25 protein-coding genes are annotated in these 24,278 nt (G+C 56.4%); 7 read left to right on the top strand and 18 right to left on the bottom strand.

The genetic code is table 11. The annotated features are described in order from the left end of the window. Position 1: 1 nt before the first annotated feature. Complete coding sequence (locus ACLI1M_RS05810; RefSeq protein ID WP_248098241.1) at positions 2-925, top strand: ABC transporter ATP-binding protein; 924 nt, start codon at positions 2-4, stop codon at positions 923-925. A 39-nt stretch (positions 926-964) separates the two neighbouring features. Further along, positions 965-1,756 (top strand): ABC transporter permease, encoded by a 792-nt coding sequence (locus ACLI1M_RS05805; protein WP_248098238.1) that lies wholly within the window; start codon positions 965-967, stop codon positions 1,754-1,756. A 152-nt stretch (positions 1,757-1,908) separates the two neighbouring features. Here ACLI1M_RS05805 and ACLI1M_RS05800 read toward each other — a convergent pair whose 3' ends face one another. Beyond that, the gene (locus ACLI1M_RS05800) at positions 1,909-2,112 is read right to left on the bottom strand and encodes a hypothetical protein (protein WP_411706724.1); all 204 of its coding nucleotides are present in this window, start codon (positions 2,110-2,112) and stop codon (positions 1,909-1,911) included. A 33-nt stretch (positions 2,113-2,145) separates the two neighbouring features. On the opposite strand from ACLI1M_RS05800, the gene ACLI1M_RS05795 reads away from it, so the two are divergent. Together ACLI1M_RS05795 and ACLI1M_RS05790 are read left to right on the top strand one after the other, a co-directional pair. Further along, positions 2,146-2,901 carry a sensor histidine kinase gene (locus tag ACLI1M_RS05795; protein WP_411706723.1) on the top strand — a complete coding sequence of 252 codons (756 nt, stop codon included), beginning with the start codon at positions 2,146-2,148 and terminating at the stop codon, positions 2,899-2,901. Then, positions 2,894-3,502 carry a response regulator transcription factor gene (locus tag ACLI1M_RS05790; protein WP_200287529.1) on the top strand — a complete coding sequence of 203 codons (609 nt, stop codon included), beginning with the start codon at positions 2,894-2,896 and terminating at the stop codon, positions 3,500-3,502. Before ACLI1M_RS05795 ends, ACLI1M_RS05790 begins: the two co-directional genes overlap by 8 nt. A gap of 46 nt (positions 3,503-3,548) precedes the next feature. On the opposite strand, the gene ACLI1M_RS05785 is transcribed toward ACLI1M_RS05790, so the two are convergent. Both ACLI1M_RS05785 and ACLI1M_RS05780 read right to left on the bottom strand, forming a co-directional pair. After that, positions 3,549-4,931: a hypothetical protein gene (locus tag ACLI1M_RS05785; protein WP_408918417.1), complete on the bottom strand. Its 1,383-nt coding sequence runs from the start codon at positions 4,929-4,931 to the stop codon at positions 3,549-3,551. 204 nt (positions 4,932-5,135) lie between these two features. Then, positions 5,136-5,309 carry an antitoxin gene (locus ACLI1M_RS05780; protein WP_023021594.1) on the bottom strand — a complete coding sequence of 58 codons (174 nt, stop codon included), beginning with the start codon at positions 5,307-5,309 and terminating at the stop codon, positions 5,136-5,138. 357 nt (positions 5,310-5,666) lie between these two features. Between ACLI1M_RS05780 and ACLI1M_RS05775 the strand changes: the two genes are divergently transcribed. Beyond that, positions 5,667-6,926, top strand: coding sequence for a site-specific DNA-methyltransferase (locus tag ACLI1M_RS05775; RefSeq protein WP_239206083.1), 1,260 nt, complete (start codon positions 5,667-5,669; stop codon positions 6,924-6,926). Here the strand turns inward: ACLI1M_RS05775 and ACLI1M_RS05770 are convergent. The 3 genes from ACLI1M_RS05770 to ACLI1M_RS05760 are packed head-to-tail and all read right to left on the bottom strand — an operon-like array spanning position 6,923 to position 11,051. Beyond that, on the bottom strand, positions 6,923-7,882 hold the full coding sequence (locus tag ACLI1M_RS05770; protein ID WP_023021596.1) for an alpha/beta hydrolase family esterase: 960 nt from the start codon (positions 7,880-7,882) through the stop codon (positions 6,923-6,925). The genes ACLI1M_RS05775 and ACLI1M_RS05770 overlap by 4 nt on opposite strands. Beyond that, a complete protein-coding gene (locus ACLI1M_RS05765; protein WP_248098826.1) occupies positions 7,879-9,621 on the bottom strand; it encodes an ABC transporter ATP-binding protein in 1,743 nt (580 codons plus the stop codon). Before ACLI1M_RS05765 ends, ACLI1M_RS05770 begins: the two co-directional genes overlap by 4 nt. Continuing rightward, the gene (locus ACLI1M_RS05760; RefSeq protein WP_248098235.1) at positions 9,621-11,051 is read right to left on the bottom strand and encodes an ABC transporter transmembrane domain-containing protein; all 1,431 of its coding nucleotides are present in this window, start codon (positions 11,049-11,051) and stop codon (positions 9,621-9,623) included. Before ACLI1M_RS05760 ends, ACLI1M_RS05765 begins: the two co-directional genes overlap by 1 nt. Positions 11,052-11,088: 37 nt before the next feature. On the opposite strand from ACLI1M_RS05760, the gene ACLI1M_RS05755 reads away from it, so the two are divergent. Further along, a complete protein-coding gene (locus tag ACLI1M_RS05755; RefSeq protein WP_023021599.1) occupies positions 11,089-11,895 on the top strand; it encodes a class I SAM-dependent methyltransferase in 807 nt (268 codons plus the stop codon). Here the strand turns inward: ACLI1M_RS05755 and ACLI1M_RS05750 are convergent. The 5 genes from ACLI1M_RS05750 to scpB form a co-directional block, all read right to left on the bottom strand. After that, entirely contained in the window at positions 11,892-13,277 is a 1,386-nt protein-coding gene (locus ACLI1M_RS05750) for an anaerobic C4-dicarboxylate transporter (RefSeq protein ID WP_049360916.1), read from the bottom strand. The genes ACLI1M_RS05755 and ACLI1M_RS05750 overlap by 4 nt on opposite strands. A 156-nt stretch (positions 13,278-13,433) precedes the next feature. Beyond that, complete coding sequence (der, locus tag ACLI1M_RS05745) at positions 13,434-15,014, bottom strand: ribosome biogenesis GTPase Der (RefSeq protein WP_411706722.1); 1,581 nt, start codon at positions 15,012-15,014, stop codon at positions 13,434-13,436. Further along, positions 15,007-15,702 (bottom strand): (d)CMP kinase, encoded by a 696-nt coding sequence (gene cmk, locus ACLI1M_RS05740; RefSeq protein ID WP_200287537.1) that lies wholly within the window; start codon positions 15,700-15,702, stop codon positions 15,007-15,009. Before cmk ends, der begins: the two co-directional genes overlap by 8 nt. Beyond that, on the bottom strand, positions 15,702-16,613 hold the full coding sequence (locus tag ACLI1M_RS05735) for a pseudouridine synthase (protein WP_005329503.1): 912 nt from the start codon (positions 16,611-16,613) through the stop codon (positions 15,702-15,704). Before ACLI1M_RS05735 ends, cmk begins: the two co-directional genes overlap by 1 nt. A gap of 55 nt (positions 16,614-16,668) precedes the next feature. Beyond that, positions 16,669-17,223: an SMC-Scp complex subunit ScpB gene (gene scpB, locus ACLI1M_RS05730; RefSeq protein ID WP_023021604.1), complete on the bottom strand. Its 555-nt coding sequence runs from the start codon at positions 17,221-17,223 to the stop codon at positions 16,669-16,671. 88 nt (positions 17,224-17,311) lie between these two features. Between scpB and ACLI1M_RS05725 the strand changes: the two genes are divergently transcribed. Next, entirely contained in the window at positions 17,312-17,878 is a 567-nt protein-coding gene (locus ACLI1M_RS05725; protein ID WP_200287538.1) for a GNAT family N-acetyltransferase, read from the top strand. Here ACLI1M_RS05725 and ACLI1M_RS05720 read toward each other — a convergent pair. The 7 genes from ACLI1M_RS05720 to steA all read right to left on the bottom strand — a co-directional run bounded on the left by ACLI1M_RS05720 (position 17,875) and on the right by steA (position 24,273). Further along, the gene (locus ACLI1M_RS05720; RefSeq protein ID WP_200287539.1) at positions 17,875-18,672 is read right to left on the bottom strand and encodes a segregation and condensation protein A; all 798 of its coding nucleotides are present in this window, start codon (positions 18,670-18,672) and stop codon (positions 17,875-17,877) included. The two genes, ACLI1M_RS05725 and ACLI1M_RS05720, sit on opposite strands and share 4 nt — an antisense overlap. 6 nt (positions 18,673-18,678) lie before the next feature. Then, entirely contained in the window at positions 18,679-19,551 is an 873-nt protein-coding gene (locus tag ACLI1M_RS05715; RefSeq protein WP_034668724.1) for a ParA family protein, read from the bottom strand. A 127-nt stretch (positions 19,552-19,678) separates the two neighbouring features. After that, entirely contained in the window at positions 19,679-20,674 is a 996-nt protein-coding gene (locus ACLI1M_RS05710; protein ID WP_248098233.1) for a hypothetical protein, read from the bottom strand. Positions 20,675-20,686: 12 nt separating this feature from the next. Beyond that, the gene (xerD, locus tag ACLI1M_RS05705; RefSeq protein WP_239208317.1) at positions 20,687-21,577 is read right to left on the bottom strand and encodes a site-specific tyrosine recombinase XerD; all 891 of its coding nucleotides are present in this window, start codon (positions 21,575-21,577) and stop codon (positions 20,687-20,689) included. Then, a complete protein-coding gene (locus tag ACLI1M_RS05700) occupies positions 21,574-22,212 on the bottom strand; it encodes an NUDIX domain-containing protein (RefSeq protein ID WP_239208316.1) in 639 nt (212 codons plus the stop codon). Before ACLI1M_RS05700 ends, xerD begins: the two co-directional genes overlap by 4 nt. Before the next feature lie 3 nt (positions 22,213-22,215). Further along, positions 22,216-23,118, bottom strand: a complete 903-nt coding sequence (locus ACLI1M_RS05695) for a copper transporter (protein ID WP_248098231.1) — start codon at positions 23,116-23,118, stop codon at positions 22,216-22,218. Positions 23,119-23,121: 3 nt separating this feature from the next. Beyond that, the gene (gene steA, locus ACLI1M_RS05690; RefSeq protein ID WP_239208314.1) at positions 23,122-24,273 is read right to left on the bottom strand and encodes a putative cytokinetic ring protein SteA; all 1,152 of its coding nucleotides are present in this window, start codon (positions 24,271-24,273) and stop codon (positions 23,122-23,124) included. Between the last annotated feature and the right edge of the window lie 5 nt (positions 24,274-24,278).

The raw sequence follows: 24,278 nt of genomic DNA, 5'->3' as shown, positions 1-24,278 counted from the left end.
TATGAGCACGACAGACCTTAGGGCTAAACACACGCCAGCCATAAAAGTATCCGGAGTCAGTAAAACTTTCGCCACGAGGAGCTCAGAGCCGGTCCGTGCGCTGAGCGAGGTTTCATTTAGCATCTCCCAAGGCGAGATCGTAGGGCTCCTAGGCACCAATGGTGCAGGTAAAACCACCCTCTTTGACCTCATCCTAGGGCTCACCACCCCCACCGCAGGCAACATTGCCGTGCTTGGCCGCACCCCACGGGCCGCCGTCCAAGGCTCAGAAATCGGTGCCGTACTGCAAACCGGCGGCCTCCTACCCGAGCTCACAGTCCTTGACACCCTGCAGATGATGTCCGCCACCTTTCCACATCCACTGCCAGTCGGGGATATAGCCGCACAAGCCGACCTCACACGGATCCTTCACCGAAAGGTGGGCAAATGTTCTGGTGGCGAACAACAGCGTGTACGCTTCGCCCTCGCGCTTTTAGGCAATCCCCACGTTCTCTTGCTCGATGAGCCTACTGCAGGAATGGATGCTAATGCTCGCCACGAATTCTGGACCACCATGCGCCGCCAGGCAGAGATGGGACGAACTATTGTCTTTGCCACCCACTATCTGGAGGAGGCGGACAATTTTGCGCAAAGGATTATTCTCCTTCATGAAGGCAAACTACGTGCGGATGCAAGCGCCCAGGATTTTCGCGAGCAGTCGGCCCAGCGCATTGTCGAGGCGAAGTTCGCAGGGCCAGTCCCCTCTACAGACGAGCTACCGATTTCTGCCGAGATTTCCCAGTCTGGCGACTACGCCCGCATGGTAACCAGTGACTCTGATGCGCTTGCAAGATACCTCCTTAACCACACCTCGGCGCGCGACATCACAATTCGGAACCGCTCCTTAGAGGACGCATTTTTAGCGATGACTGCGCCCCAACTTTAACCAGCCACTTCCAGTAAACCTTTGCACAAGGAATCTCCCATGACGATAAAATCTGCAACCACCACTGCACGAACCCTGCGGTTTGCTGCCCATAACATGCTGCGCCTGCGTCGAAACTTCACCCCGATATTTTTCAGCACCATTTTGCCGGTGCTTTTCTATCTCCTCTTCGGCGCCATGATGGACTTTGGCGATACCCCCTTTAAAGAAGGAAATTTTGCTGCCTTAGAAATGATCAGTATGGCTCTCTACGGTGGCGTCGCCGGTTCCGTTGCAGCCGCCGGCTCCGCCGTCACCGATGCCAAGACTGGGTGGGCACGCCAACTAGCGCTTACTCCATTACGCTCACGCCAGCTGCTGTGGGCAAACCTCATATCCATCGGCTTTCAAGCCCTGCTACCCATTACGGCAGTATATTTGACTGGCGCCGCTACACATGCGGAAATGCAGCCACACCAGTGGATCTTAAGCTTCATTTCCTGCCTCCTAGTTTCCATTCCCTTGGGCTTTTATGGCTTGGTGTGGGCAATGGCGTTGCCCACCGACAACTCCGTCGCAATCGCCTCGACGTCTGTTGTTCTATTTCTTTTCGCGGCGAATGTGTTCACACCGCTGACCAAGCCGCTAATGGAGTGGGGCCGCTTCACTCCCCTTTTCGGTCCAGTTGTACTAGCCCAGTGGCCTCTGGCAGAAGGAAGCCAGTTCCTCAACGGGGATGAAGGCACGATTACGCACCCGTTGTGGATGGCGTGGCTAAACTTCGCGGTATGGACGACAATCTTCCTGACCGCGTGCCTCCTGCTACGCTCCCGCGACAAAGCTCGGCGCTGATGTCATCTCTCCGAGAGCCATTCCGCGGTTTCAGCCTCAAAAGTGCGCTTTTTGCCAGTGTGTGGTTTGTCTTTCTCATTCCCGGACTGGGGAGCACTTTTGCCGCGCCGGGGATGACCCTCACTAATCAAATCGGGGCCCTTTCGTGCGCTCTAGTGTTCGGTCTTGTCTATTTCTTCGCTTTCGGCGCTAGAGGCTACTACCCCCGCGGATGGCGAATAGAGCAGCGAATCGGGCTGTATTGGTTTGTACTTGCAGCCATCGCGGTATTGTCGACTGTCTTCTTCGGGAGCATTGCCGTCATTTTTGCGCCGTACTTGGCGGCGTTGCTCGGCTTTAACCTTCCTTTGCGCCACAGCTTAGCGTTCACCCTTCTTACAGGGGCTGTGGTGGCTGCTGCCACTTGGTACCTTACGCCCAAAAATATCGGCTGGGTCCTCATCGTCCTTTTCGCTTGGCCAATATTTTTAGTGCTGCTCGGCACCTTTTCCCAGCGTCAAGATAGTCGTGCAGAGCTAGAACGCCGATTGGAGCTGGCACGCCAGCGCGAGGATATTGCTACCGATGTTCACGATCTCTTGGGGCACTCTCTTACCGTAATTAATCTTAAGTCCGAGCTGGCGCGCCGGCTAATAGATACGGATCCACAGCGGGCAAGTCAGGAACTGCAAGAGGTAAGTGAGCTTTCTCGCCGAGGTCTGGCGGAAGTCCGCTCCACAGTGACTCGGATGCGCATGCCCACCTTTGAAGGCGAAATCCACGCCGCCCGGAGGGCGCTCGAAACTGCGGGTATTACGCCCTATTTGCCTTCGGCTACCAAGGCCTCTGGTCTTTATGACGCCGAATTTTCCTGGGCTCTGCGCGAATTGACCACCAACGTGGTCCGACACTCCGGTGCCACCCACTGCTGGGTCCAAGTGACAGACCACCAACTGCAGGTAGCAGACGACGGCTGCGGATTCGGTGCAGAAGAAAGCCTGTTCCGCCCCCAAGGAGGGCTTAGTGGTCTGCGCAACCGCGTGACAAAAGCTGGCGGGCAGCTGCTTTTTGCGCGCCGCAATGACTGCACGCTCGCCTTGGTTACTATGGACGGAGACAACGACTTTCTTCCTCTTAGCACCGACGGAGGTGTAGGCGATGCCTGAAACCATTCGAGTTCTCATTGCTGAGGATCAATCATTGGTGCGAGGGGCGCTAGTTGCTCTCTTGGAAACAGAGCCAGACATTAGCGTTGTAGCACAGTGCGCAACGGGTGCGGAGGTTGCGGGGCTCGTCGCCAAGCATAGCGTCGATGTTGCTCTGCTGGATATTGAAATGCCCGGCAAGAACGGGCTAGATGCCGCCGCTGAACTGCAAGGCACGGGCTGCCGCAGCCTCATAGTCACTACCTTCGGCCGCGGTGGCTACGTGAAACGGGCGCTGGAGACCGGAGTTTCCGGGTTCGTAGTCAAAGATACCCCGCCAGAAAAACTAGCCGAAGACATTCGGCGGGTGCACTCCGGGCTCAAGGTCATTGACCCAGCACTCGCCCAAGAGACCATTTTCATTCAGGAAAATCCACTGAACACACGCGAACAGGAAGTCGCAAAATTTGTCTTGAAAGGTAGCGGAACTCACCAGATCGCCCGCAAGGTACACCTGAGCAATGGCACGGTACGCAATATTGTATCTTCGCTCATCGCTAAAACCGCGGCTGAAAATCGCTTTGAGGCAGCGACCATTGCGCAAGCACAAGGTTGGCTTTAATAAAACGCGGCCCCGGTGCTGAAATCCCCCTGTTGCTTGTATATGCCTAATCGGGCCTTTTTAGCTCGAGCACATTGACCATGCCCTGAAGGATTATATCCATCACCTTAGAAGCCAGGTTGAAGTAGAAATTAGCCGAGTGATAGCGCAAGGCCCCTACGGTACTTAGCTGCGAGAGGCCGTGGATGGAAGCCCACAAAGCTGCAATCTGGGTAAAAAGAATCCACGGCGAACGTGGTCCATTAGACTCAGAAATGGCATCTCGCACCAAATTCATGATGAAAGTAAATGCCTTGCCCATATCAAATGGTTGCTCAGTTTCGCCGGTCTCGTCGAAAGAAACGGGGACGATTGAGCGGCTAGAGACCTCAATGAGGGCAACAAACCCAATGGGATCCTCAAGCGCATATTCCAAGTACCCAAAGCCGGTTGCCTTGATATAAGCAAGTCCGTGGGAGCCTTCAGGCAGAACCTGGTTTTGGCGCATGATTGCCAGCGTATTAGCTTCATCCAAGGATTCTTCCAAAGCACGCAACAGGTGAGAATCGCCGTCAAAGAGATGCTCGGCATCTGGCAGATCTACGCCCGCCCGCGCAGCTGCTGAGCCCAGATGCAAATTAGGAAGCCCATTGTAGACGATTTCTTCCGCCGCACCTCGGAAAACGGCTGCGCGCTTTTCCTCCGCCGTGGACTTTGGCATGTCCTTTGCAGCAGTAGTAAACGGGACCGGCGGTTCCCCAGAAAGCGCCTCTGGTTCGAAGGGGGCTATCTGCCCGTCGCGCAAGCAAATTTCCAAGCCGGAAAACAACGTCTCAAGACAAGCATTAAAGGTCTGCTTCTTCGCCGCCGGCGAAAGGTGTCGCATAATTCCAAACGTGGCCAAGTGGGTAATTCCCTGCAGCTCACACAAGAAAGAGAGCGACTGGATAACTACCAGCCGGTGCTTAAACTCGCCCCGTGCGGCAACTGCCGCATCCCGCATGTGCTCGAGTACCCAGCGGAAGATGGGAGGAAATGCGTCGAAGCTTTCCGCCTGCTCAATGCCGTCCTCAAAGTTGGGAAAGCTCGTCGCCGTCTGACAGTTATTATAAGCAGCGAAATAGGTAGGGTTTTCAATAGCCAAGTTGAAGTAAACCTTGGCTACTTCACGAAGTTTCTCAATAGCCGCAGCATCATCCGGCAACTCATCCAGTGCCTTAAACGCTGCCACACGGATTCGTTCATCCAAGAATCGGCTGGTTTGAATATAAAGGTCGTGGTCGTCTTCAAAAAAGGACTTAGCTTCATCGACTGGCACATCGATTTGCTCCGCGACAGCACAAACCTGTAAAGCGTCGCGCCCACCCTTGGCCAGGATACGAGCACTCTGCTCCAGCAAGCGCTGCTTAGCGGAGCCCGCGTGGGAGACAGAGCCTTCAAGATTGTTCACACAAATAATCCTAGCGATTTCCTGCAAAAATTCAGCCCGGTTCGCCCATTTTATAGTTCAATTCACCCACAAAAAGGTGACATCACTGGGATAGACCTATTGCAGATCACTGCGTTCAAGCCCGATACAATTTTGGCCCCACCCTGACGGGTTGGGGGCCAAAATAAAAACTAACTGTTCACCCGTCTAGCAGGTGAACGCTATTTACTCGTTGCCGAGCTTGCCATCAGCAGCGTCGCGAGCCTTGTCGATCTGGTCTGCCTTGTCCTCGCCCAGCTTGCCCTTAGCTGCGTCAGCAGCCTTGTCCAAGCCCTTATCGGTGAACTCTTCGCCCTTGTCGGAGTTCAGTGCATCCTTGGCCTTATCGAAGATACCCATGTGGTTATCCTTTCTTCTAGTTCTAGCTTTGTCTAATTATTGCCGTGTCCGGCAACACATCCCAACGTACCGATACTTCTAGCTCCATGCCACCAAATCGAGCGATTGAGTCACTAGACCAAATATTCTTTTCCGCTAAACCAAAAGCAATTCCGCTCTGTAACGGAGTTCTTCTCAGAATGACAAATGGAGGCCCCACAGCCTGACGACCATGTCAGGCCACTGGCTTAGCCGCACTCCAAAGCCCCATGCTATTAGGCAGCGGCAGCATTTTGGCTAATACCAAATGCCCAGATTCTTGCGAATGCTAGCGTTAGACGATATTGACGTTTCCTCCCCTGACAAAGGCTTTGCACCATGGCTACTGCTAACCCACCGCGCCCATCACACCCGGATACGGGCGGGGAATTTTTTGGCTTAGTTTGGCCAGGCAAAGACGCAGCCCGAGAAGCCGCACATACGCCCTTGGCGCGGAATTTCCCGCTCGATTCTGCTCTTAGTACACCGGGTGACTCCCTCAATAGGATTTTTGCCGCAGATAACCTTCCAGTCTTAAAAGAGCTAGCCGCCCGCCGGGAAGTCTTCGACGTCATATATATCGATCCCCCTTATAACACGGGCAAAGACTTCGTCTACCGCGATAACTATCGTTTACGTCGCCAGATGCGTTCAGGTAGCTATGCGGAATGGCACTCGGAATGGCTGTCGATGATGCTCCCCCGGTTAATTTTGGCTCGTGAAGTACTGTCCCCTGAGGGGTTCATCTTCGTCTCCATTGGCGAAGACGAGGTAGCCAATACCCGCAAGGTTCTCGATGAGGTTTTTGGCGAGGGATGCTTTGCCGGCCAATTGATTTGGAAGAAGGCCGGTACTGGCAAAAATGATGCAAAATACGCCGTGGTAGAGCACGAATACATCCTGTGTTATGCCCGAACTCCAGACAACCCCGGTTTCAATATCGATATCCAAGGTCATACCTCCACTAAATATAACCATGAGGATGACAAGGGAAAATACTCCTTGGTACGCCTAGATTCTAAAACCCTTGGTTACCTTCCTTCTCTAGATTTTCCTATTTCAGGGCCCGATGGAAAGGAGTATTGGCCAGACCAACCGGCGGGAAAGAAAAAGGTCGCTCGCTGGCGATGGAGCCTCGACAAGGTGGAACAGTTCTACGATGAGCTGGTTTTCCGTCGAGGGTTTGTCTACACCAAGAACTACCAGAAGGTAGGAGCACGCCCACGTTCGATCCTGGACGGCGAGCGCTTTGGAGTGACCCGCACCGGCCGACGCGATGCGGAGGAAGCAATGGGTATAGAGGGCATCTTCGATTTCCCAAAGCCGGTACGCCTGATTAAACACCTTCTGTCCATTGGTGGTGGCAAGGATGCTCGCGTCTTAGACTTCTTTGCTGGGTCCGGCACCACAGCGCAGGCGGTTATAGAGCTCAACGCCGAAGATGGGGGGTCCAGGACTTTCCATCTAGCGCAAATTCCGGAGCCTACCTCCCCGCGTAGCACGGCTCACCGCGCTGGTTTTTCTACCGTTGCAGATATTTGCATGGAAAGGGTGCGCAAGGTTCCAGGTGCTACCTTTCAGGTCTTTAAGCAGTTCTAGGTTTGTGCGGTACCGGATGGACGACCAGGAATTCCGAAGAAATCTAAGACGCGATCGGTAGCGAAGAACCTACCTACCTCGTTGTGCGCGTCCGCCGTGCCTCCAGGCCACACGTGCGAACCCCCGGCGATACGGATATGTTCGAGCGGTGCGGTACAACCACTCCACCTCATATCGAGCGCATTATTGACCAAGCGGGTGGTATCGACCTTGGTCGAACAACCATTGCGTTTGCGGTCTTGTTCCAGCACGGACTCCACGGAGTAGTACTTGGTCTTGTGGCGAGTGCCTCCGTAATAGCCCACCACAGGGTCTACGGTGCCGTGCATATCCAGCCGCCCGACGGGAGAGTGCGCACAGTTTTTCAGAATGTCTTCATAATAGGCAGCGGAAACGGTGGCAACGGATTTGAAGGTATCGGGCATCTGGCAGGCCAGATAGGCAGCGAATCCGCCGCCATTAGACATACCGGTGGCAAAAATTCGACCATCATCGACATGGTAAGTAGCGCGGACCGCATCAATTATTTCCCGCACAAACTTCTTATCTTCCGTTGTCGAGGTCTTGGCATATGGAGCGGGGCTCCACGCCTTTTTCTTGCCTTCTGGGAAAATCATGATGGCATCTGCAGCATCAAGACGAGAATAACCACGGAGGTTTTCGGCAGACTGACCCCACCCGTGAAAGGCGAGGACGATAGGCCATTTTTTATCCCCAGAATAGTCTTTGGGCACACTGAGGATAAAGGAACGCCCGGAAGGCAGGTTGATCGTCCTAAAAGAGCCCGGCTCAGGGCCGTTCAAGGGTGCGGAGGTAGGGATTCCTAGGTTAACGGTGTTGGTGGTCTCTGCCGCGTGCGGGGACTCTGTTGATTCGCTAGAACACGAAGTGCCAGCAGCGGCAAGGAAACACACAGTTACCGCACCGAGCACGGCCCGAAGTGACCTCGCGTTCATCCTTGTCTTCCCTTCTGCCATGCGTCCCATAAGTGCTTATAACGGCCACCATAATCTAGCAGGTCGTGGTGACTTCCCTGTTCAACCACGCGGCCATTATCCATCACGATGATTCTATCCGCCCGTGCTGCTTGGTCGAGCCGATGCGCCACGACCAACGCCGAACGCCCACGGGTGACTTCGATGGCGGCCTTTTCGAGGGCTTCGGCTCCCACCGAACCCGCCTCCGCAGTGGCCTCATCCATAATGACGATTTTCGGGTCCAAAAGCAATATTCGTGCTAGCGCGAGTTGTTGGGACGCCACAGGATCTAATTGGACTTCCTGTGAGCCGATAACCGTATCTAGGCCCTCGTCTAGTTGCGCAAACCAGCGTGCGCCCACCCGGTCGAGTGCTTGAAGCATCTGTGCGTCGCTTGCCTGAGGGGCAGCCAAAGAAAGATCCTCGCGGAGGGTGCCTGAAAAAACGTGTACCTCTTGGGAGATCATGGCTAATCGCGCCACGCGCTCAGCGTCCGAAAGAAGTGCTACCTCTACCCCGTCGACCAAGACCTTTCCTTCCTCAGGAACCCGCAAGCCAGCCAAAAGTGCGGCCACGGTAGTCTTACCCGCGCCGGAGGCTCCGACTAAAGCCACCGTATGCCCGGCAGGAATATTGAGGCTGATGTCTCGTACAGCCCAGCCACCGTTGCCGTAGCTAAAACTCACATTTCGCATTTCGGCTTCTCCGTATGGGGCTGGAGCGCCGTAATCCGGCACCGCCCGCGGCGGGTCAACGACGACCCCGACTATGCGAGACAGCGAGGCGTAGCCGGATTGTACGGTGTCGATTACCCGCATCAATCCCATGAGTGGGCCCCGCAAACGGATGAGCAGAAGCATGGCTGAGGTTACGGCGCCAACCGTGAGTGCTCCCGTTTGCACCGCCCAAAAACTCACCCCAAGACCACAGCACAGCATGGTGAGCTCGATGCCAGTCATCCACAGCTGTAGAACCATCATGGTTTTACGTGCTGCGTAGCCATCCTTTACCACTTGCGCGGAGGCACGTTCGATGCCGGCATGCATCTGCCCTTCCAGTCCAAAGGCGCGCACGGTCTTTCGCCCTCGTATCGCCTCAAGAAGCCTGCGCGCGCGCTCAGCCATGGCCGCACGCTCGTCGGCATAGCGGCCAGGGGCTCGGTGCAGGTACCTGCAAGCGGCGACTACATATAGCGGCGTAACTGCAACTATTACCAGTATGTATTGCCAATTGAGGCTAAGCAGCGCCACCCCGGTGGTGGTGATGGCAAAAGCAGATTTGGCCAACACTGGTGCGGTCTCGGTGACCGCTGCCGAGAGCTCTGCTACATCATCGGTAGAGCGAGAGACCAAATCCCCGGTGCCCGCTTCCTCCACACGATGTGTGGGCCAGCGCAAAGCGGTAGACAGCATGTCTTCACGCAAAGCCGAAATCACCCGCTCTATAAGGCGGGAGAGAAGAAAGAACCCCGCTGCAGAGAGCACTGCGGAGACGACGGCTACCACTATCAACGAAAGGCCAATAGTAGAAATTGCGCTTTTGGTGATGACGGCATCAACAATCTTTCCCAGCAGGATCGGGATCGCTACATTGGCGCTTGCGCCCGCGGTGAGTAAGGCAAGGGCCACGGCAGCCTGCAGCCGCGAACCGGGGACGTCGGAAAGTTGCCGGCTAATTTCTTCGCGCACCTGGCGCCAAGAAGCCGTAGGAAACCGCATCATAGCCTCGATCCCATAGCAGTCCATGCCGGCGAAGCGGTATAAACGAGTGTTGGCTTTATACCGCGGTGGTGTGCTACCCGCTGCGCAATGACTTGCTCAGTCACCGAGTCCACGGCGGTAGTGGGATCGGCTAAAACAAGGACCGCAGGGTCCGCCGCAATTGCTCGTGCTAGCGCCACGCGCTGCTGTTGTCCCCCGGAAAGATTCCGGCCGCCCTCCCCCACCTCGCGATCTAAACCACCCGGGATATCTTCCCCCGCGGCCGTGTAAAGCGCCCGTTTGGCAACCGCGCTATCGGAAGAAATATTCTCCTGCACGGTTCCCTCAAAAAGCAGCGTATCGTGCGGAGCAACAAGGAAACGCTCCCGCGGCAGAAAAACTAGATCACCTGGGACAGGCTCGGCCACCACGCTCACTCCAGGGGCGAGGGCCGGAAGCTGCGGTTTCTTGCCTTCCACGCTGGGAGCAGCAAGGACGGCTGTAATGCGGGCAGCACTTGCCTGCGCGGCTGCCCAGCGCGAGGCAATATTTCGTCCCAACATCGTCATCGGCGTGATGACGAACTGCGTCAGACCAATAACCGTAATAAGCTCACCCACACTGATAGTGGAATGCATTGCCAGCGCGCCTGCCCCAAGGCCCATCGCAATGACATACACCGAGCCCAAAATCTCCGTAGCAGCATTGAGGCGCGCTTGGGAGGCATTGGCGTCTACCGTTCGCTCATAGGCAGTGTCAGAGGCCTGGGCATAGCGCATACTCACCGTTGCTACCGCACCCAAGCCTTTGAGTATCCGAAGGCCGTGCACCAGATCGGTGGCCATTGCACTGGCTTTGGCCAACGCCGCCTGGCGGATTCCTGAGCGGGCGCGCAGTGGCTGTGCCGCGCGCACCGAGCCCGACACCACGAGCGGGCCGCCACACAAAATGGCAATGCCCAAGGATAGATTGATGCGGCTGGTCATGATAGCGACATACACAATGGCGCTAATCTCTGCGACGGGGAATACCGTCATCATCACCGCATTCTGCACCCGCCTAGCGTCCGTGGAGGCAATAGCCAGCAACTCGCCGGCGCTGCGGGGCTTGCCCGCCATTCCACGCGGGTCTTGAATCCTATCCGTGATGGCCATGCGGACATCGTGGCCAATTACCAACATGGCTCGGGCATTCAGCCCGCGCCCGTACCAGGCGGCTAGGGCATTAAGACCGAATGCGGCTACTAATACCGCTAGCCATAGCCCCAGCCGGTGGATGGATCCCTGCTCCACGGCTTCATCGATGGCATGGCCCACTATCACTGGGGTGGTGGCGTTAAGCAGAAAGGACACAACCATGCATAGCGCTGCCGGCACAGTAAGAGCAGGGCGGGAAAAGACCGTCTTCAGCAGCCACCTGGGATCTGATGCTGCGGGAAGTGTCCTCATAGGCAGCCATTCTAATTCGCGGTAGGTTAGATGAGCTATGTCGACTCGCCGCCCAGATCCCCGTCACTTTCCTAGCTACCGCAAGGCCTCCACGAAGCAAGGCCCCGGTTTCCGCACTGCCGCGCAACGCACCGCCTCCGCCCAAGCCTTCCGCCGCGGCGCTAGCACGTACCACGATGTACGCCCTGGCTATCCGGACGAAGTCACTGCCCTTATCGCCCCTGCCCACACCGTAGCTGATATAGGTGCAGGTACCGGAAAGCTCACTGAGTCCCTTCCCAATGAGCGGGTTATAGCCTTGGAGCCTTCCGCCGATATGGCGGGAGTTCTCGCTTCCCGTCTACACCTGCCGGTCCTGCGTGCTACGGCCGAAAACACCGCGCTTGCCGACGCCTCCTTAGACGCAGCCTGCCTCGCCCAAACCTGGCACTGGGTTGATGTGGCAGCCGCCTGCGCAGAGCTTGACCGCGTCCTCGCGCCGGGCGGAAAAATCCTCTTGGTCTGGAATACGCTCGATGTCAATGCCGACCCATGGGTTTTGCGGCTTTCTCGCATTATGCACTCTGGCGATGTACATAAACCGGGTTTCTACCCGGACTATACGGCGCCGTGGTCTTTAGAGCGAGAACTCCGCCTGACCTGGGAGCACGAACTTACCCCGGAACAACTTCACCAGCTAATGCATACCCGGTCTTACTGGCTACGCAACGGCGAAGCCATCCATGAGCGCATGACCCACAACCTGGACTGGTACCTCTACGAGCACTTGGGATATACGCCCGGACAAAAACTGCACATCCCGTACCGCACGGATGCCTTTGTGCTGGTACGGGAGTCGGATTAAAGCAGGATCTGCGCTAGGAGCGAGCCCACGACGCAGGAAGTAAATACCGAGATGGCGCCGGGAATCAGGAAGGAGTGGTTGATGACGAACTTGCCAATGTGCGTCGTTCCCGTGCGGTCAAAGCCGATGCAGGCAAGGTCCGAGGGGTAGGTGGGCAAGATGAAGTAGCCGTAGGCCGCGCCGTAGAAACCGACGATGATGGCAGGGTCGATGCCCAGCTGCAGGCCAATCGGAGCAATTGCAACCAAGGCCGCGGCCTGCGAGTTCACCAGCTTAGACACGATGACCAGCACCACGGCGTAGGCCCATGGGGCGGCCTCCACTACGGAGCCCAGGTTGGATTCCAAAGCGTCGATATGGGCTTCGAAGAAGGTATCCGCCATCCAGGCCACACCGAACACGGAGAATACTGCGGTCATGCCGGCTTTAAACACCGGGGTGGAAGCGATCTTTTTTGGGTCTGCCTTGCAGCTGAGCAAGATAATTGCGCCGGCTACCAGCATGACCATTTGGATAACCAGGTTCATAGACAGCGGGCTTAGCTCGCCATCATCTCCCGGAACAAGCGGGCGAAGGAATTCAAAGGCACCGAGGGCGACAACGCTGGCGATAGCGACGAGGAAGATAACTACCGCACGCTTTGCTTCCGGCGAAAATTCCTCATCCATAAGCGACCCAGTGGATTGGTTGATGCTTTCGGCAAACTCCGGATCCTTCATTCGCTCCTGGAATGCCGGATCCTCGTCCAAGTCCTTGCCGCGGCGCAGCGACCACAGTGCGGCAAGAATGACGCCAGAAAGTGACGCTGGAAGAGCCACCATCAGGATCTGCGGGATGGAATAGGCGTGGTCGATAGCGCCGGCATTTTCCGCGATGATAGACGCCAAGGACACGGTGGCCACAGACACTGGAGAGGCCGTAATACCCATCTGCGCCGACGTCGAGGCGACAGCCATCGGGCGTTCTGGGCGGATGCCCTTTTTCAGCGCAATGTCCTCAATAATCGGAAACATCGTGTACACCACGTGGCCCGTACCGCATAGGACCGTCAAGAACCAGGTAGTAAGCGGCGCGAGGATGGTGATGCGCTCTGGGTGGGCGCGAAGGAACTTTTCGGCAAATTGCATCATCACTTCCAACCCGCGGGCCTGTTGCAAGGTAGCCGCGCAACCAATGACTGCGATGATGGTCAGCATCACTGACACCGGAGGCTCGCCCGGGGCGAGGCCGAAAACAAAGACCATGAGCATCAGACCGATGCCGGAGATTAGTCCCAGCCCGATGCCACCATAGCGAGTGCCCAAGAGCAGGGCGCTAAGGATAATGATGATCTGGAGCACGATGGCCAGAATTGAATCTGGCGCGATTACGCTGGCTAACATACAAAGCCTTCCATCACGAGAGGATCTATAACTGGTTATATCCTATCGATCCCCACATGAACGGACATAAACGGACAGGCGAGCTAATTCTCACACCGTTTTCAGTGCAAAAATCGCTCGCCTGAATGCTATAATCCCAGCGTAACGGGCATACTGCTAGCGCTTCTTGCCGCGCCTCTCCCGCACTCGCACTGCGATGCGGATGGGCGTTCCATGAAAGCCAAAACGCTCACGGAACTTGCGCTCGAGGTAGCGTCGATAGGCCGCATCCAAAAATCCTGTCGTGAACAAGACAATCGTCGGCGGCTGCGTGGATGCCTGCGTGGCGAACAAAACGCGCGGCAGGCGGTTATTTTTCATCGGCGGAGGATTAGCTGCGATGGCCTCACGCAACCAGTTATTCAACTGACCCGTAGACACGCGCTGGTCCCAGCTTTCCAGCGCCTCGATCATGGCAGGTTCCAGCTTCTGCAGGGCGCGGCCCGTTTCGGCGGAAATATTCACACGCGTAACCCACGGTAGGTGGCTCAGCTGCTGATCGATCTCGCGGTTAAGGTAGTAGCGGCGGTCCTCATCCATGAGGTCCCACTTATTGAATGCGATAACGAGGGCTTTGCCTGCCTCTAGCACCATATTAAGCACGCGCTGATCCTGCTCAGAAATCTCCTCAGAGGCGTCGATAAGCATAATGCAGACCTCGGCAGCATCGATAACGCCGCGCGTACGCAAGGAGGCATAGTACTCATGTCCCTGCGCGGTTTTGACCTTCTTGCGCAGGCCGGCAGTATCAATGAACTTCCACAGCTGCTCATCCAGCTGTACCAAAGAGTCCACCGGATCCACGGTGGTGCCCGCGACATTATCCACCACGGAGCGCTCTTCACTGGTCAGCTTATTGAGCAGGGAGGATTTACCCACATTAGGCTTGCCCACCAAAGCGACGCGGCGCGGACCAGAAGTAATCGCGGTCTGCCGCAGCTCTTCCGGAAATACCCGCAAAATCTCATCGAGCACATCCGCGCCGCCGCGGCCGTGCTGAGCAGATACCGGCCACGGATCGCCCAGGCCCAGCGCATAAAACTCGGCCATATCCGCATACTGATTATCGGAATCAAACTTATTCGATACCAGAATCACCGGCACGGGGGATTTTTGCAGGCGGCGGGCCATGACCTCATCCGTCGCAGTAATTCCCACCTTAGTGTCTACCACCATGACGATGACGTCAGCGGTTTCCATCGCCACCTCTGCCTGGCGAGCGATTGCGCCATGGATGCCCTTGACGTTCGGATCCCAACCGCCGGTATCTTGTACCAAAAAGCGCTGCCCATTCCAGTCCGCTACATAGGAGATTCGGTCACGGGTAACGCCCGGGTGGTCTTCTACCACTGCTTCGCGACGGCCAAGGAAACGATTGACCAAAGAAGACTTGCCCACATTAGGGCGACCCACGATGGCTACCGTGCACAGAGCTTCTTCGGTGTGATCATCGGACTCAACACCAAAAGCACGGGAGAGTTCCTCCCATTCCTCTTCGCTTAGCGGCTCTTCCCCTTCTGTTTCTTCACCAAAATCGGCCTCGCCGAATTCCGAGTCATCGAACTCATAGTCAAACTCCTCGGCATTGAAGTCATCAGCGGCCCAACCAGGAGAGGCTTCTACCACCTCATCATCGAACTTTCCGGCCGGGTAATGGAACTGAGTCTCCGACTCTTCCTGGGGATCGTGCTTAGTCATTGACCGACTCCTTTACCACGTTAATCAAGGCCTGTATGACATCCTCAGGGCTCATATCCGAGGTATCAACTAAGGTTGCATCGTCTGCTGGGCGCAATGGCGAGGTTTTGCGTGAAGAATCTGCCGCATCGCGGCGCTGCACGTCTGCGAGTACCGTCTCGTAGTCTGAAGCGATTCCTGCCCTTTCGTTCTGCGCCTGACGTCGGCGGGCTCGGACTTCAGCAGAGGCGGTCATGAATGCTTTAGCAGGGGCATCAGCAAGCACAACGGTGCCAATATCGCGCCCTTCTACAATAGCCCGGTGTGCCTCGCGGGCTAGCTTGCGCTGCAGGGCTACCAGGTTTTCCCGAACTTCCGGAATGGCAGATACGGCGGAGACATTGCGAGTGACTTCGTCTTCCCGAATAACGCGCGCGACATCCTCGCCGCCGAGAAGAACCTCGGTGGAATCTGGATCATCGGAAACTTCCAATGGCAGATCGGCTGTAGCGGCAATCACCGCGGACGTATCCGCAGGGTCCACTCCCTTACGCAACACTGCAAGAGTTGCTACACGGTACATGGCACCAGTGTCGATGTACTTTGCATCGAGTTGTTTGGCTAGGGCGCGGCACGTGGTCGACTTACCAGTCCCAGAAGGGCCATCCACAGCTAAGATGAGGCCCTGATTCGGCATATTAGAAATCATTACATCTCCACCGCCTTATACAAACTAGTCAATTCGCTGGAATTGAGAGCACGTAGGCCGCCGGGCTTCATATCGCCCAACTGCACCGTATGAAGTTTGGTACGCACCAAACGCTGCACGGGGAAGCCCGCCTCTTTCAACATGCGGCGCACAATGTGCTTGCGCCCCTCATGCAGCTCAAGACGAACCAAAGAATATCCCTGGTTGGTATCTACAACCTGCGCAAAATCTGCCTTTGCCAGGCCATCCTCCAACTCGATTCCTTCCTTGAGCTGTCGCACAAGCTTCCGATCGGCCTCACCCAAAACAGTGGCGAGGTAGGTCTTCGTCACCTCATACTTAGGGTGCATCAAACGGTTAGCCAACTCGCCGTCATTGGTGAGAATAAGCAGACCTTCGGTATCGGCGTCGAGGCGGCCTACGTGAAAAAGACGCTGGCCAGCAGCAACCTTTTCCGAAACCACGTCGCCTACGCACGGGCGGCCCAAGTCATCAGACATAGTGGACTGCATGCCGCGCGGCTTGTTGAGCACAAAATATTCGTGCTCCTCGTTGACATTAACGCGCACACCATCTACTCGGATGACGTCAACAGAGGGGTTTACCTTAACGCCCTGCTTGGAAATGATCTTGCCGTTGACCTCAACACGGCCGGCATCGATGAGGATTTCGGCGTGGCGACGAGAAGCAACGCCTGCCTTAGCGAGCACCTTTTGGAGACGTTCCCCCTTAGGCTTGTCTTCATCGACCAGCCAATCGGCGCCCAGTTCTCGGGCTACGGATTCTGCAGTAGCCTTCTGCTTTTTCTTTGACACATGCTGGTGACGGGCCGGCTTAGCATTAGAGACAATGATGTCACTGTCTCGCTGCTTCTTATCCGGTGTGCCGTCACGGCGAGCGGGAGGAGTCACGTACGTGTCCTTTTCTCTCGAAGATATGAAATTACCTGGGCAATCTTACCCCACGCTAGTACTCCTCGTCGATCGCCTCCACGTCAGGCAATAGCGGCGCCAAGTCCGGCAAGCGCTCCAAAGAATCAATCCCTAATAACTCGAGGAACAATTCCGTCGTCTCATAGCGGTGCGCGGCACCTTCAAAATCATCCTGCGGCAGCTCCCGCACCAATCCGCGCAGGCCTAGGGTCCGCATAACACCATCGACATTGACGCCGCGAACAGCGGCAACCTGCTGGCGGGTTACGGGCTGGCGGTAGGCTACCACCGCCAACGTCTCCAGGGCCGCACGCGAGAGCTTTGTCTGGGCGCCATCCAATAGGAATTCTTCTACCGCGCCTGCGTTTTCGGAACGCGTATAAAAGCGCCACCCCTCTTGGGTCTCGCGCAACTCGATACCAGAACCACGATCATTCAGCTCGCGCTGGACAGCGCGCAGGCAATCACTGACGACGTCCCTTTCCGCCCCCAAAGCACGCGCCAAGGACTCCACCGAAGCTGGGGAATCGAGCACGAGCAAGATTGACTCAAGGCGGGAACGAAGCTGCGAGATGAGGGGAAGGTCCATAGAAGCCAAGCTTACTGCAGCGTAAAACGATGCCTGAGATTTCCTAAATCACTTTCACTTCCTATTGTGAGTCGTATAACATATTGCCATGGAAACTATTACACGCACCGACAGACTCATTCTCATCCCACTATCCGCTGCCAATATCGAAGAGACCCACAAGGTCTACAGCGACGGGCGAATTTGGAGCCACCGACCCAACGGGCGCTTTGCCGATATCCGCACCACCCGTGCATTCGCGCAATCCTCCTCCCAGTCGTGGGAAGCCCACCATTTTGGACCATGGGCCGCCTACATGCGCCATAATCCTTCTGAGTTCGTCGGAGTTGGTGGGGCCATTTTTGTCGAAGACGGAAATTTCTGGGACATCAAATACCGCCTCCGCCCTGCTCACTGGGGCTCAGGATTTGCTACAGAGATCACTTCGGCGACGCTAAAGAGCATTCACCAGGTTGATCCTGAATCCCCCATCACCGCCCGAGTGACGACCAACCACCCAGCAGCGATCCGGGTCATTGAAAAGCAAGGACTCCAAGAAGTGTGGGAAGGCCGCCGCGTAGGCACCGAGGACAACCCAGATGAGCCTGACGTACGCGTTTATTCTGACCGCGAGCTGACACCCGAGACGCTGAAGTTTATCCAGCAGCGTCCTTAGTCCCAGTTCGCGGCGGCAACTACCGCTGGGTCAACGTCCAAACCCGTCCACGAAAGGTCCAACTGGCCCAGCGCTTCTTCCTGTTGTGCGTCAACCGCCTTGGCCTTGTACAACTCCAAAAGAGCCAAGAAACGGCCCACAACTTGCATAGAAACCGTGCAATCGCGGGTCAGGGAACCAAAACTCATCCATTGACCGGCGCCCAGTAGCTTTAGGGTTTCCAGGATCTTGCCGGCTTGCTCTGGTACCGATACCGCCACGGAGTGCACGTGGCCGGTGGCCACTTCTTCCGGCGGCTTTGGGCGGAAGACTCCCGCGGCGAGCTCTGCGAAACTGGCTGGCGTATGGCCGAGGGAGACAGGAGGCAGTAGCTCCGCAAACTTCTCCTCGATAGCTACCGCCCGCGGATAGCTCCGCTGGGCCTCGCGCTGCCACTCCGCGAATTGGTCCGCTACTAGTTTATAGGCCTTATATTGCAAAAGACGAGCAAAAAGAAGGTCGCGCGACTCCAGCAGTTCCAAGTCTTCAATCTCGTCGACATCACCGCGAGGCAGGAGCCGCGCCGCCTTTAAGTCCAAAAGCGTCGCTGCCACCAGCAAAAAATCAGTGGTTTCATCCAAATCCGCAGACTCGCCCAGCTGCCGCGTATAGGCGACAAACTCGTCCGTTACCTCTGAAAGCGCAACATCAGTTACGTCCATCTTTTTGGACTGGATAAGCTGCAAAAGCAGGTCAAATGGGCCCTCAAAATTTCGCAGTGCAATGCGAAAGCCCGTAATCTCCGGCTGGGTCACGATACCTTAAACGGTCGAGCGCTCAATGACCTCTTTGGCCAGGTTGCGATACTGCTGCGTAGCAGGAGAGTTTGGCGCCCACGTAGTAATCGGCTCTCCGGCCACTGACGTTTCCGGGAAACGAACGGTCCGAGTAATTACGGTGTCAAAGACCTTATCGCCAAAATAGTCCACCACACGGGACATAACTTCCCGAGCATGCTTCGTGCGGCGATCAAACATCGTCACTAAGATGCCCATGACCTCAAGATCAAAGTTGATACGGTCAGAGACCTTTTCCACCGTGTCAGTCAATAGCGCTAAACCACGCAGGGAGAAGAACTCGCACTCCATTGGGATGATCACGCCCTGGGAACAGGCAAGCGCGTTGACGGTAAGCAGCCCCAAGGAGGGCTGGCAGTCGATGATGATGAAGTCATAATCGCGCCGCACTGGGCGCAGGGCCCGAGCTAGCGTGTGTTCGCGGCCTACTTCATTGACCATCTGAATTTCCGCAGCAGAAAGGTCAATATTCGCCGGTACCAAATCCAGGCCTGCTACTCCAGTGTGCTGGATAGCGGAGTGAATAGAGGTATGGCTATCGAGCATGACGTCATAGATAGTGTCCTCGATATCATCATGTGTGAGCCCCAAACCTGCCGAAAGCGCACCCTGCGGGTCAAGGTCAACCAAGAGGACTTTACGGCCATACTCAGCCAAGCAGGCTCCCATATTAATGGTGGAGGTGGTCTTACCCACGCCGCCCTTTTGGTTACACATCGAAATAATGGTGGCCGGCCCATGCTTTTCCAAGGGTGCGGGTTCTGGCAACTCGCGGATAGGACGACCGGTCAGCCCCACCTCTACATCAGAGGCAGAAAAGAGACCCTCTTCGCTCACAGTCACACCTGCTTCCTTGACGCCAAGTTCCGGACCATGACACTTGGCTTAGGGTTGATTACAACGTTGTCATTAAAGCGTACCCGCTACAGCAAGAAAGTACCGAGACTTAGTTTATATCAAGCTTTTAGCGTTGACTAGAACGTCGTTTGAGTGCGGCCGCTAGAGCGATCAGAACGATAAGTATCGCCGCAGCTGCCCCTCCGATAATCCAGCCCATATGCGAGCTCTCATTATCATCTTTGGGTTCTTCCTGTTGCCGCTTATCGAGGTTCTCTGACGCAGATTGATAATTAGGGTCCTGCAAAGTGACGATGAGGGCGGCACCAGAGCCATCGTTGCGCAGCAACTGCATAATGAAGGGATTATCAGGCGCTTCCCCCTCTGGATACGTCAGAGTGAGGGTACGTGATGAAGCATCCACGTCGCGCTTTACGCCTTGGATAATATTGCCTTCACCATCAAGGTAGCGCAGCTTAACGTCGTTTTCCTCCGTGTCCTTAAACTGCTGGTAGAGGTCGTAGGCCTGCTTGAGCCCCATCTTCGCGGTAATCGTATTGCCTTCGATATGAGATTCAAGGTTGACGTATTCCGCACCTTCAAGGTTGGCTTCCCCTGCCGGCTTACGTTCCGGTTTTTCGCCTGGGACTACCGGGAGATTTTCGTTCTCTTTCGCCGGCGCGGGCTTTTCCGCCCCACCTTCGGCCCCCTTGTCTGCCGGCGGATTGCCGCCGTCATCCGGCCTATTCGGTGCCGGGCTCGGCGCTGGAGCACCCTCTGCACCGTCGATTTCTTCCTGAATGTCTTCCTGCTCCACCGAACCATCAGCTACCAGCGTGAGAGTTGCATTCATACCCTGGGCGGAGACGGGAACAGAGATTTGGCCGCCCTCTGGTGGGGCGGTGATGGTAGCAGAGGTACCAGAGGCAGAAACGTTCCACCCATCACCCGAGTAGCTCGCCTCGGCCGGCACTGGCAGGCTCACGGTCGTGGTTTCGCCGGCCGGAACCGGGATAGGCGCGGCAATAGCGGCTTCTACCTCCGGTGGCAGCTGTGCCTGCGCCACCGCGGGGAAAAGCAACGCGGTAGAAAGTACCGCGCCGGCTACACGAGTAGAAAACATATATGTCCTTTCTTAGGCACGGGGGTGAGCGGTGCGCCACACCTCACGCAAGGAGTCGGCAGTGACGTGAGTATAAATTTGCGTTGTCGTCACGGATGAATGTCCCAGCAATTCTTGCACGGTGCGCACATCTGCGCCGCCTTCAAGCAGGTGCGTCGCAAAAGAATGCCGCAAGGTGTGGGGAGAAATGGACTTTCCCAGATCTACACGCTGTGCAGCTGTCTTTAACACTGCCCACGCGCTTTGGCGCGATAAAGCTCCGCCGCGGGTATTGAGAAACAACGCCGGCGTTGTGCCTTTGCTCAGCATCGGACGAGCCCGCACCAAATAGGCGTCAATGGCTTGGCGGGCATGCGAACCCAAGGGCACAATCCGCTCTTTGTCGCCCTTTCCGTGCAGGTGGATTACCTCTTGCGCGGAGGAAACGTCATCAACGTTTAGGGAGATTACTTCTGAGATTCGCGCGCCAGTACCGTAGAGCATTTCCAGCAGAGCACGGTCGCGCACATCCACCGGGGTTTCAGTGGGAATTGCCTCAATAAGGCCGCTAACCTCGTCCACCGATAACGTCTCCGGCAAATGCTGTCCAGTTGATGGAGGGGTAACCTCAACCGCAACATCGACGTCTACAACGCCTTCTGCCACGGAAAATTTATGCAAACCGCGGGCTACGATGAGAGCACGATTAGCCGAGGACGCAGCCATTTTTGACCGCAGATCCTTGAGATAAGCCTCCACCATAGGCCGCGTTACCGCGCGCAGGTCCTCTACCCCGTTGTCCTCCAACCAAGTGACATAGCGCCGAACATCACGGCGATAATTACTCAACGTATTGGCAGAAACGCCTCGCTCAACCGCTAGATGGTTAAGCCACGTCTGCGCTATATCTTCGACCGCGCTCACAGCTGCTTCAGGTCCGCGCCCGTGCGCCGGGCACTCATCGACGTCGGCCGCAACGTGAAAGGCTCATCCACGCTGCGGGTCGCCTTGCCACCGCGCAGCACTGCATAAGCCGCCAAAATGCCGCTGCAGGCGATGGAATTGACGATTTCGCCCCGCATTACCTTGTCGACGGCGTCCTCGAGCCGGACCCAAGCAACCTCCATATCAGCTTCTTCATCCCCGGTAGCCTCCATACGCGGCACCTCAGAAAGGTCGGAGGCTAAGAAAACACGGACCGCTTCTTCGCAGAACCCCGGTGAAGTTACCAAATCCGACAGCACTGACCACGTCTGCGCGCTCAGACCAGCTTCCTCCTGTAACTCCCGCTTCGCGCCGGTTAGCTCATCTTCGCCGCGTACGTCGAGCAAACCTGCCGGTAATTCCCACAGGCGCTTGCCCACGCTGTGGCGATACTGATACACCATGGCAATGCGTTCGTCCGAGTCCAGTGCCACCACTGCCACCGCGCCTAGGTGCTCTACTACCTCGCGGGAGGCAGAAACATCGCCGGGCATGACAACCTCGTCGCGGCGGAGAGCGAGAATGGGGGCGTCGACAAGCAATTGCGAGTCAAGCACCTTGAAATCATGCGCCATGAGCTATTTCTTTCCCGGTAGGGCAGAATCCGCGGTCTCTGTGGCACCATAATCGCCTTGACCACCATCGAGCTGCTCCTCGGTGGCCAAAATAACGGCAATGCGCTCGACTGCACGCTCGGTGCCATCGACCGTGGACAGCTTCGCATCTTGGTCGCGCACCTGGGCAAGTGCCTTATCGTCCTGAGTTTGTTTGGTACGCCCGCTAAATACAACAGAACCATTGACATCATCCAACCCGGTAACAAATTCCGCCAAAGCATCGGAAGGGTAGCCGCGCAGGCCATTGCCAGAGACGACGATAATGGCCTGGGCAGGAACGATGGTCCCATCCTCGTAGTCAATGAAGCCTTCGTCGCGCAGCTTATGGAGCACATCCGCACGCTCTTGTACTGATGCCATGGGCTTCGTGCTCTCAGGATCCATAGACAATGCAGTGCCGAGCACCTCACCGCTGAGCGCTCCCGCAGAATCCAGATCCTTGGTATCTGCCTTCTTAGGCGCAGTGTCTTTCAGGATGGGCAAAAGCTTGTCTTTAGTTTCGGGGCGCAAAAAGTCCTTGGTCAGCTTAATCTCGCCGGCCTCCGTGGCACCGGAAGTTTCCAAGAGCTTCCGGATTGCGTCCACGTCTCCGCCATTTGCATCGTCGGTGGTGACGATGAGCACGGGGCGCTGAGACAATGCCCCGTTTACTAGTTCCGCCCCGGAATCAGCCACGATTTTATCGCTCGCCTCATTTTGGGTCTGCAAAATCTTATTGTCCTGGACGACCTTGCGGTGCTCCTCACGGATCGGATCATCATCGGCCATGCCGGTGGTCAGATTGGGAGCAATGATCAGGGCACCCAGCGCCACGCCTACTGCGGCGCCGAAGCCCAAGCCTGCTACTAGCTCAGTCTTTGCCATGCTCTATGCGCCCCCAAAGAGCCTGGACCAGGTTTCACTGAGGTTACTTGCAAAGTCCTGACTTCCGCCGAAACCGACAATGAGGATAACCGCCGCAATGGCTACCAGGATTCCCAGCAGTGCCCACAGCCAGCCAAGGTTGGACGAAGGTGCACTGTAGAGGTTAATCACCGCATCCGCGTCAACCACCTTGGTGCCGGCCTTAAGCCGGGAAAGCACCGCCGACGGGTTGGTGCGATCCGCAAAAATATCATCAAGGTCTACCCCACCGCCTGCCTGCACGATGAGGTCTGCGCCGTGATAATCAGCAAAAAGCAGACCCAAATCGGTACCTGAATGCGTCGCTGCGGGAAAAGTCATGGCACCGATGCCGAGGTCGTGGATGCGGTCAAGGCCTTCTACCTCGCCCTCTGGATCCGCAGGAACAACCACACGGGCGCCACAACGCAGGGCCTCATCGCTGACGCCATTGGGATCACCAATGATGAAATCTGGCTTATACCCCTGTGCTAGCAACGAATCTGCAGCCTCTCCCACCGCAATCAGCAGCGGCTCATACTCGCGGATAAAGTTCCGCAGCTGCTTGAGCTGTTCGCGGTGTCTGTCTGTTGGCGAAAACAGCACGACCTTGCGGCCTGCGATCTCAGAGCCAGAAGCGGGAACCCCGAGGCCGTCGATAAGCAGCGGCCCCTCAGAGTTAATAAAATCAATGGAGTTGCCAAAGAAGGATTCCATGTGGTCAATCAGCGCACCCTGTGCCGCGGTAAAGTTCTTTTCTGCTCGCTCGCGAGTAACCACGCGGCCCGTGCCAAGAGCTTTATCACCGCTAAAGACGGTGCCATCCTCCCCGATTCGCGCCTTCTTTCCATCCTTGAACTCGGACACGAAGGACTGGCCAACGCCCTCAACGAGGGCAATGTCGGCGTCAAGCAAAATGTGCGGGCCATAATTGGGGACCGTACCGGTAGAAAACTCCGCCACGTTAATCACGGCGGAGGGTTTAAGGTCAACGAGGGTCTGGGCCTCGTGGCGAGAGATATTAGCCGCATCAATTACGGCGACATCGCCTTCACTAAATTTTTTCATCCCCTTAGCGCCCGGAGTGCAATCGCGCAGTGCACCAGGCTGCTCGGGGTTACGGGAAAACAGAGCCATGACCC

The organism is Corynebacterium sp. LaCa54, assembly GCF_046717495.1.
Lineage (GTDB): Bacteria > Actinomycetota > Actinomycetes > Mycobacteriales > Mycobacteriaceae > Corynebacterium > Corynebacterium kefirresidentii.
This window is presented reverse-complemented; position numbering and strand designations above follow the sequence as displayed.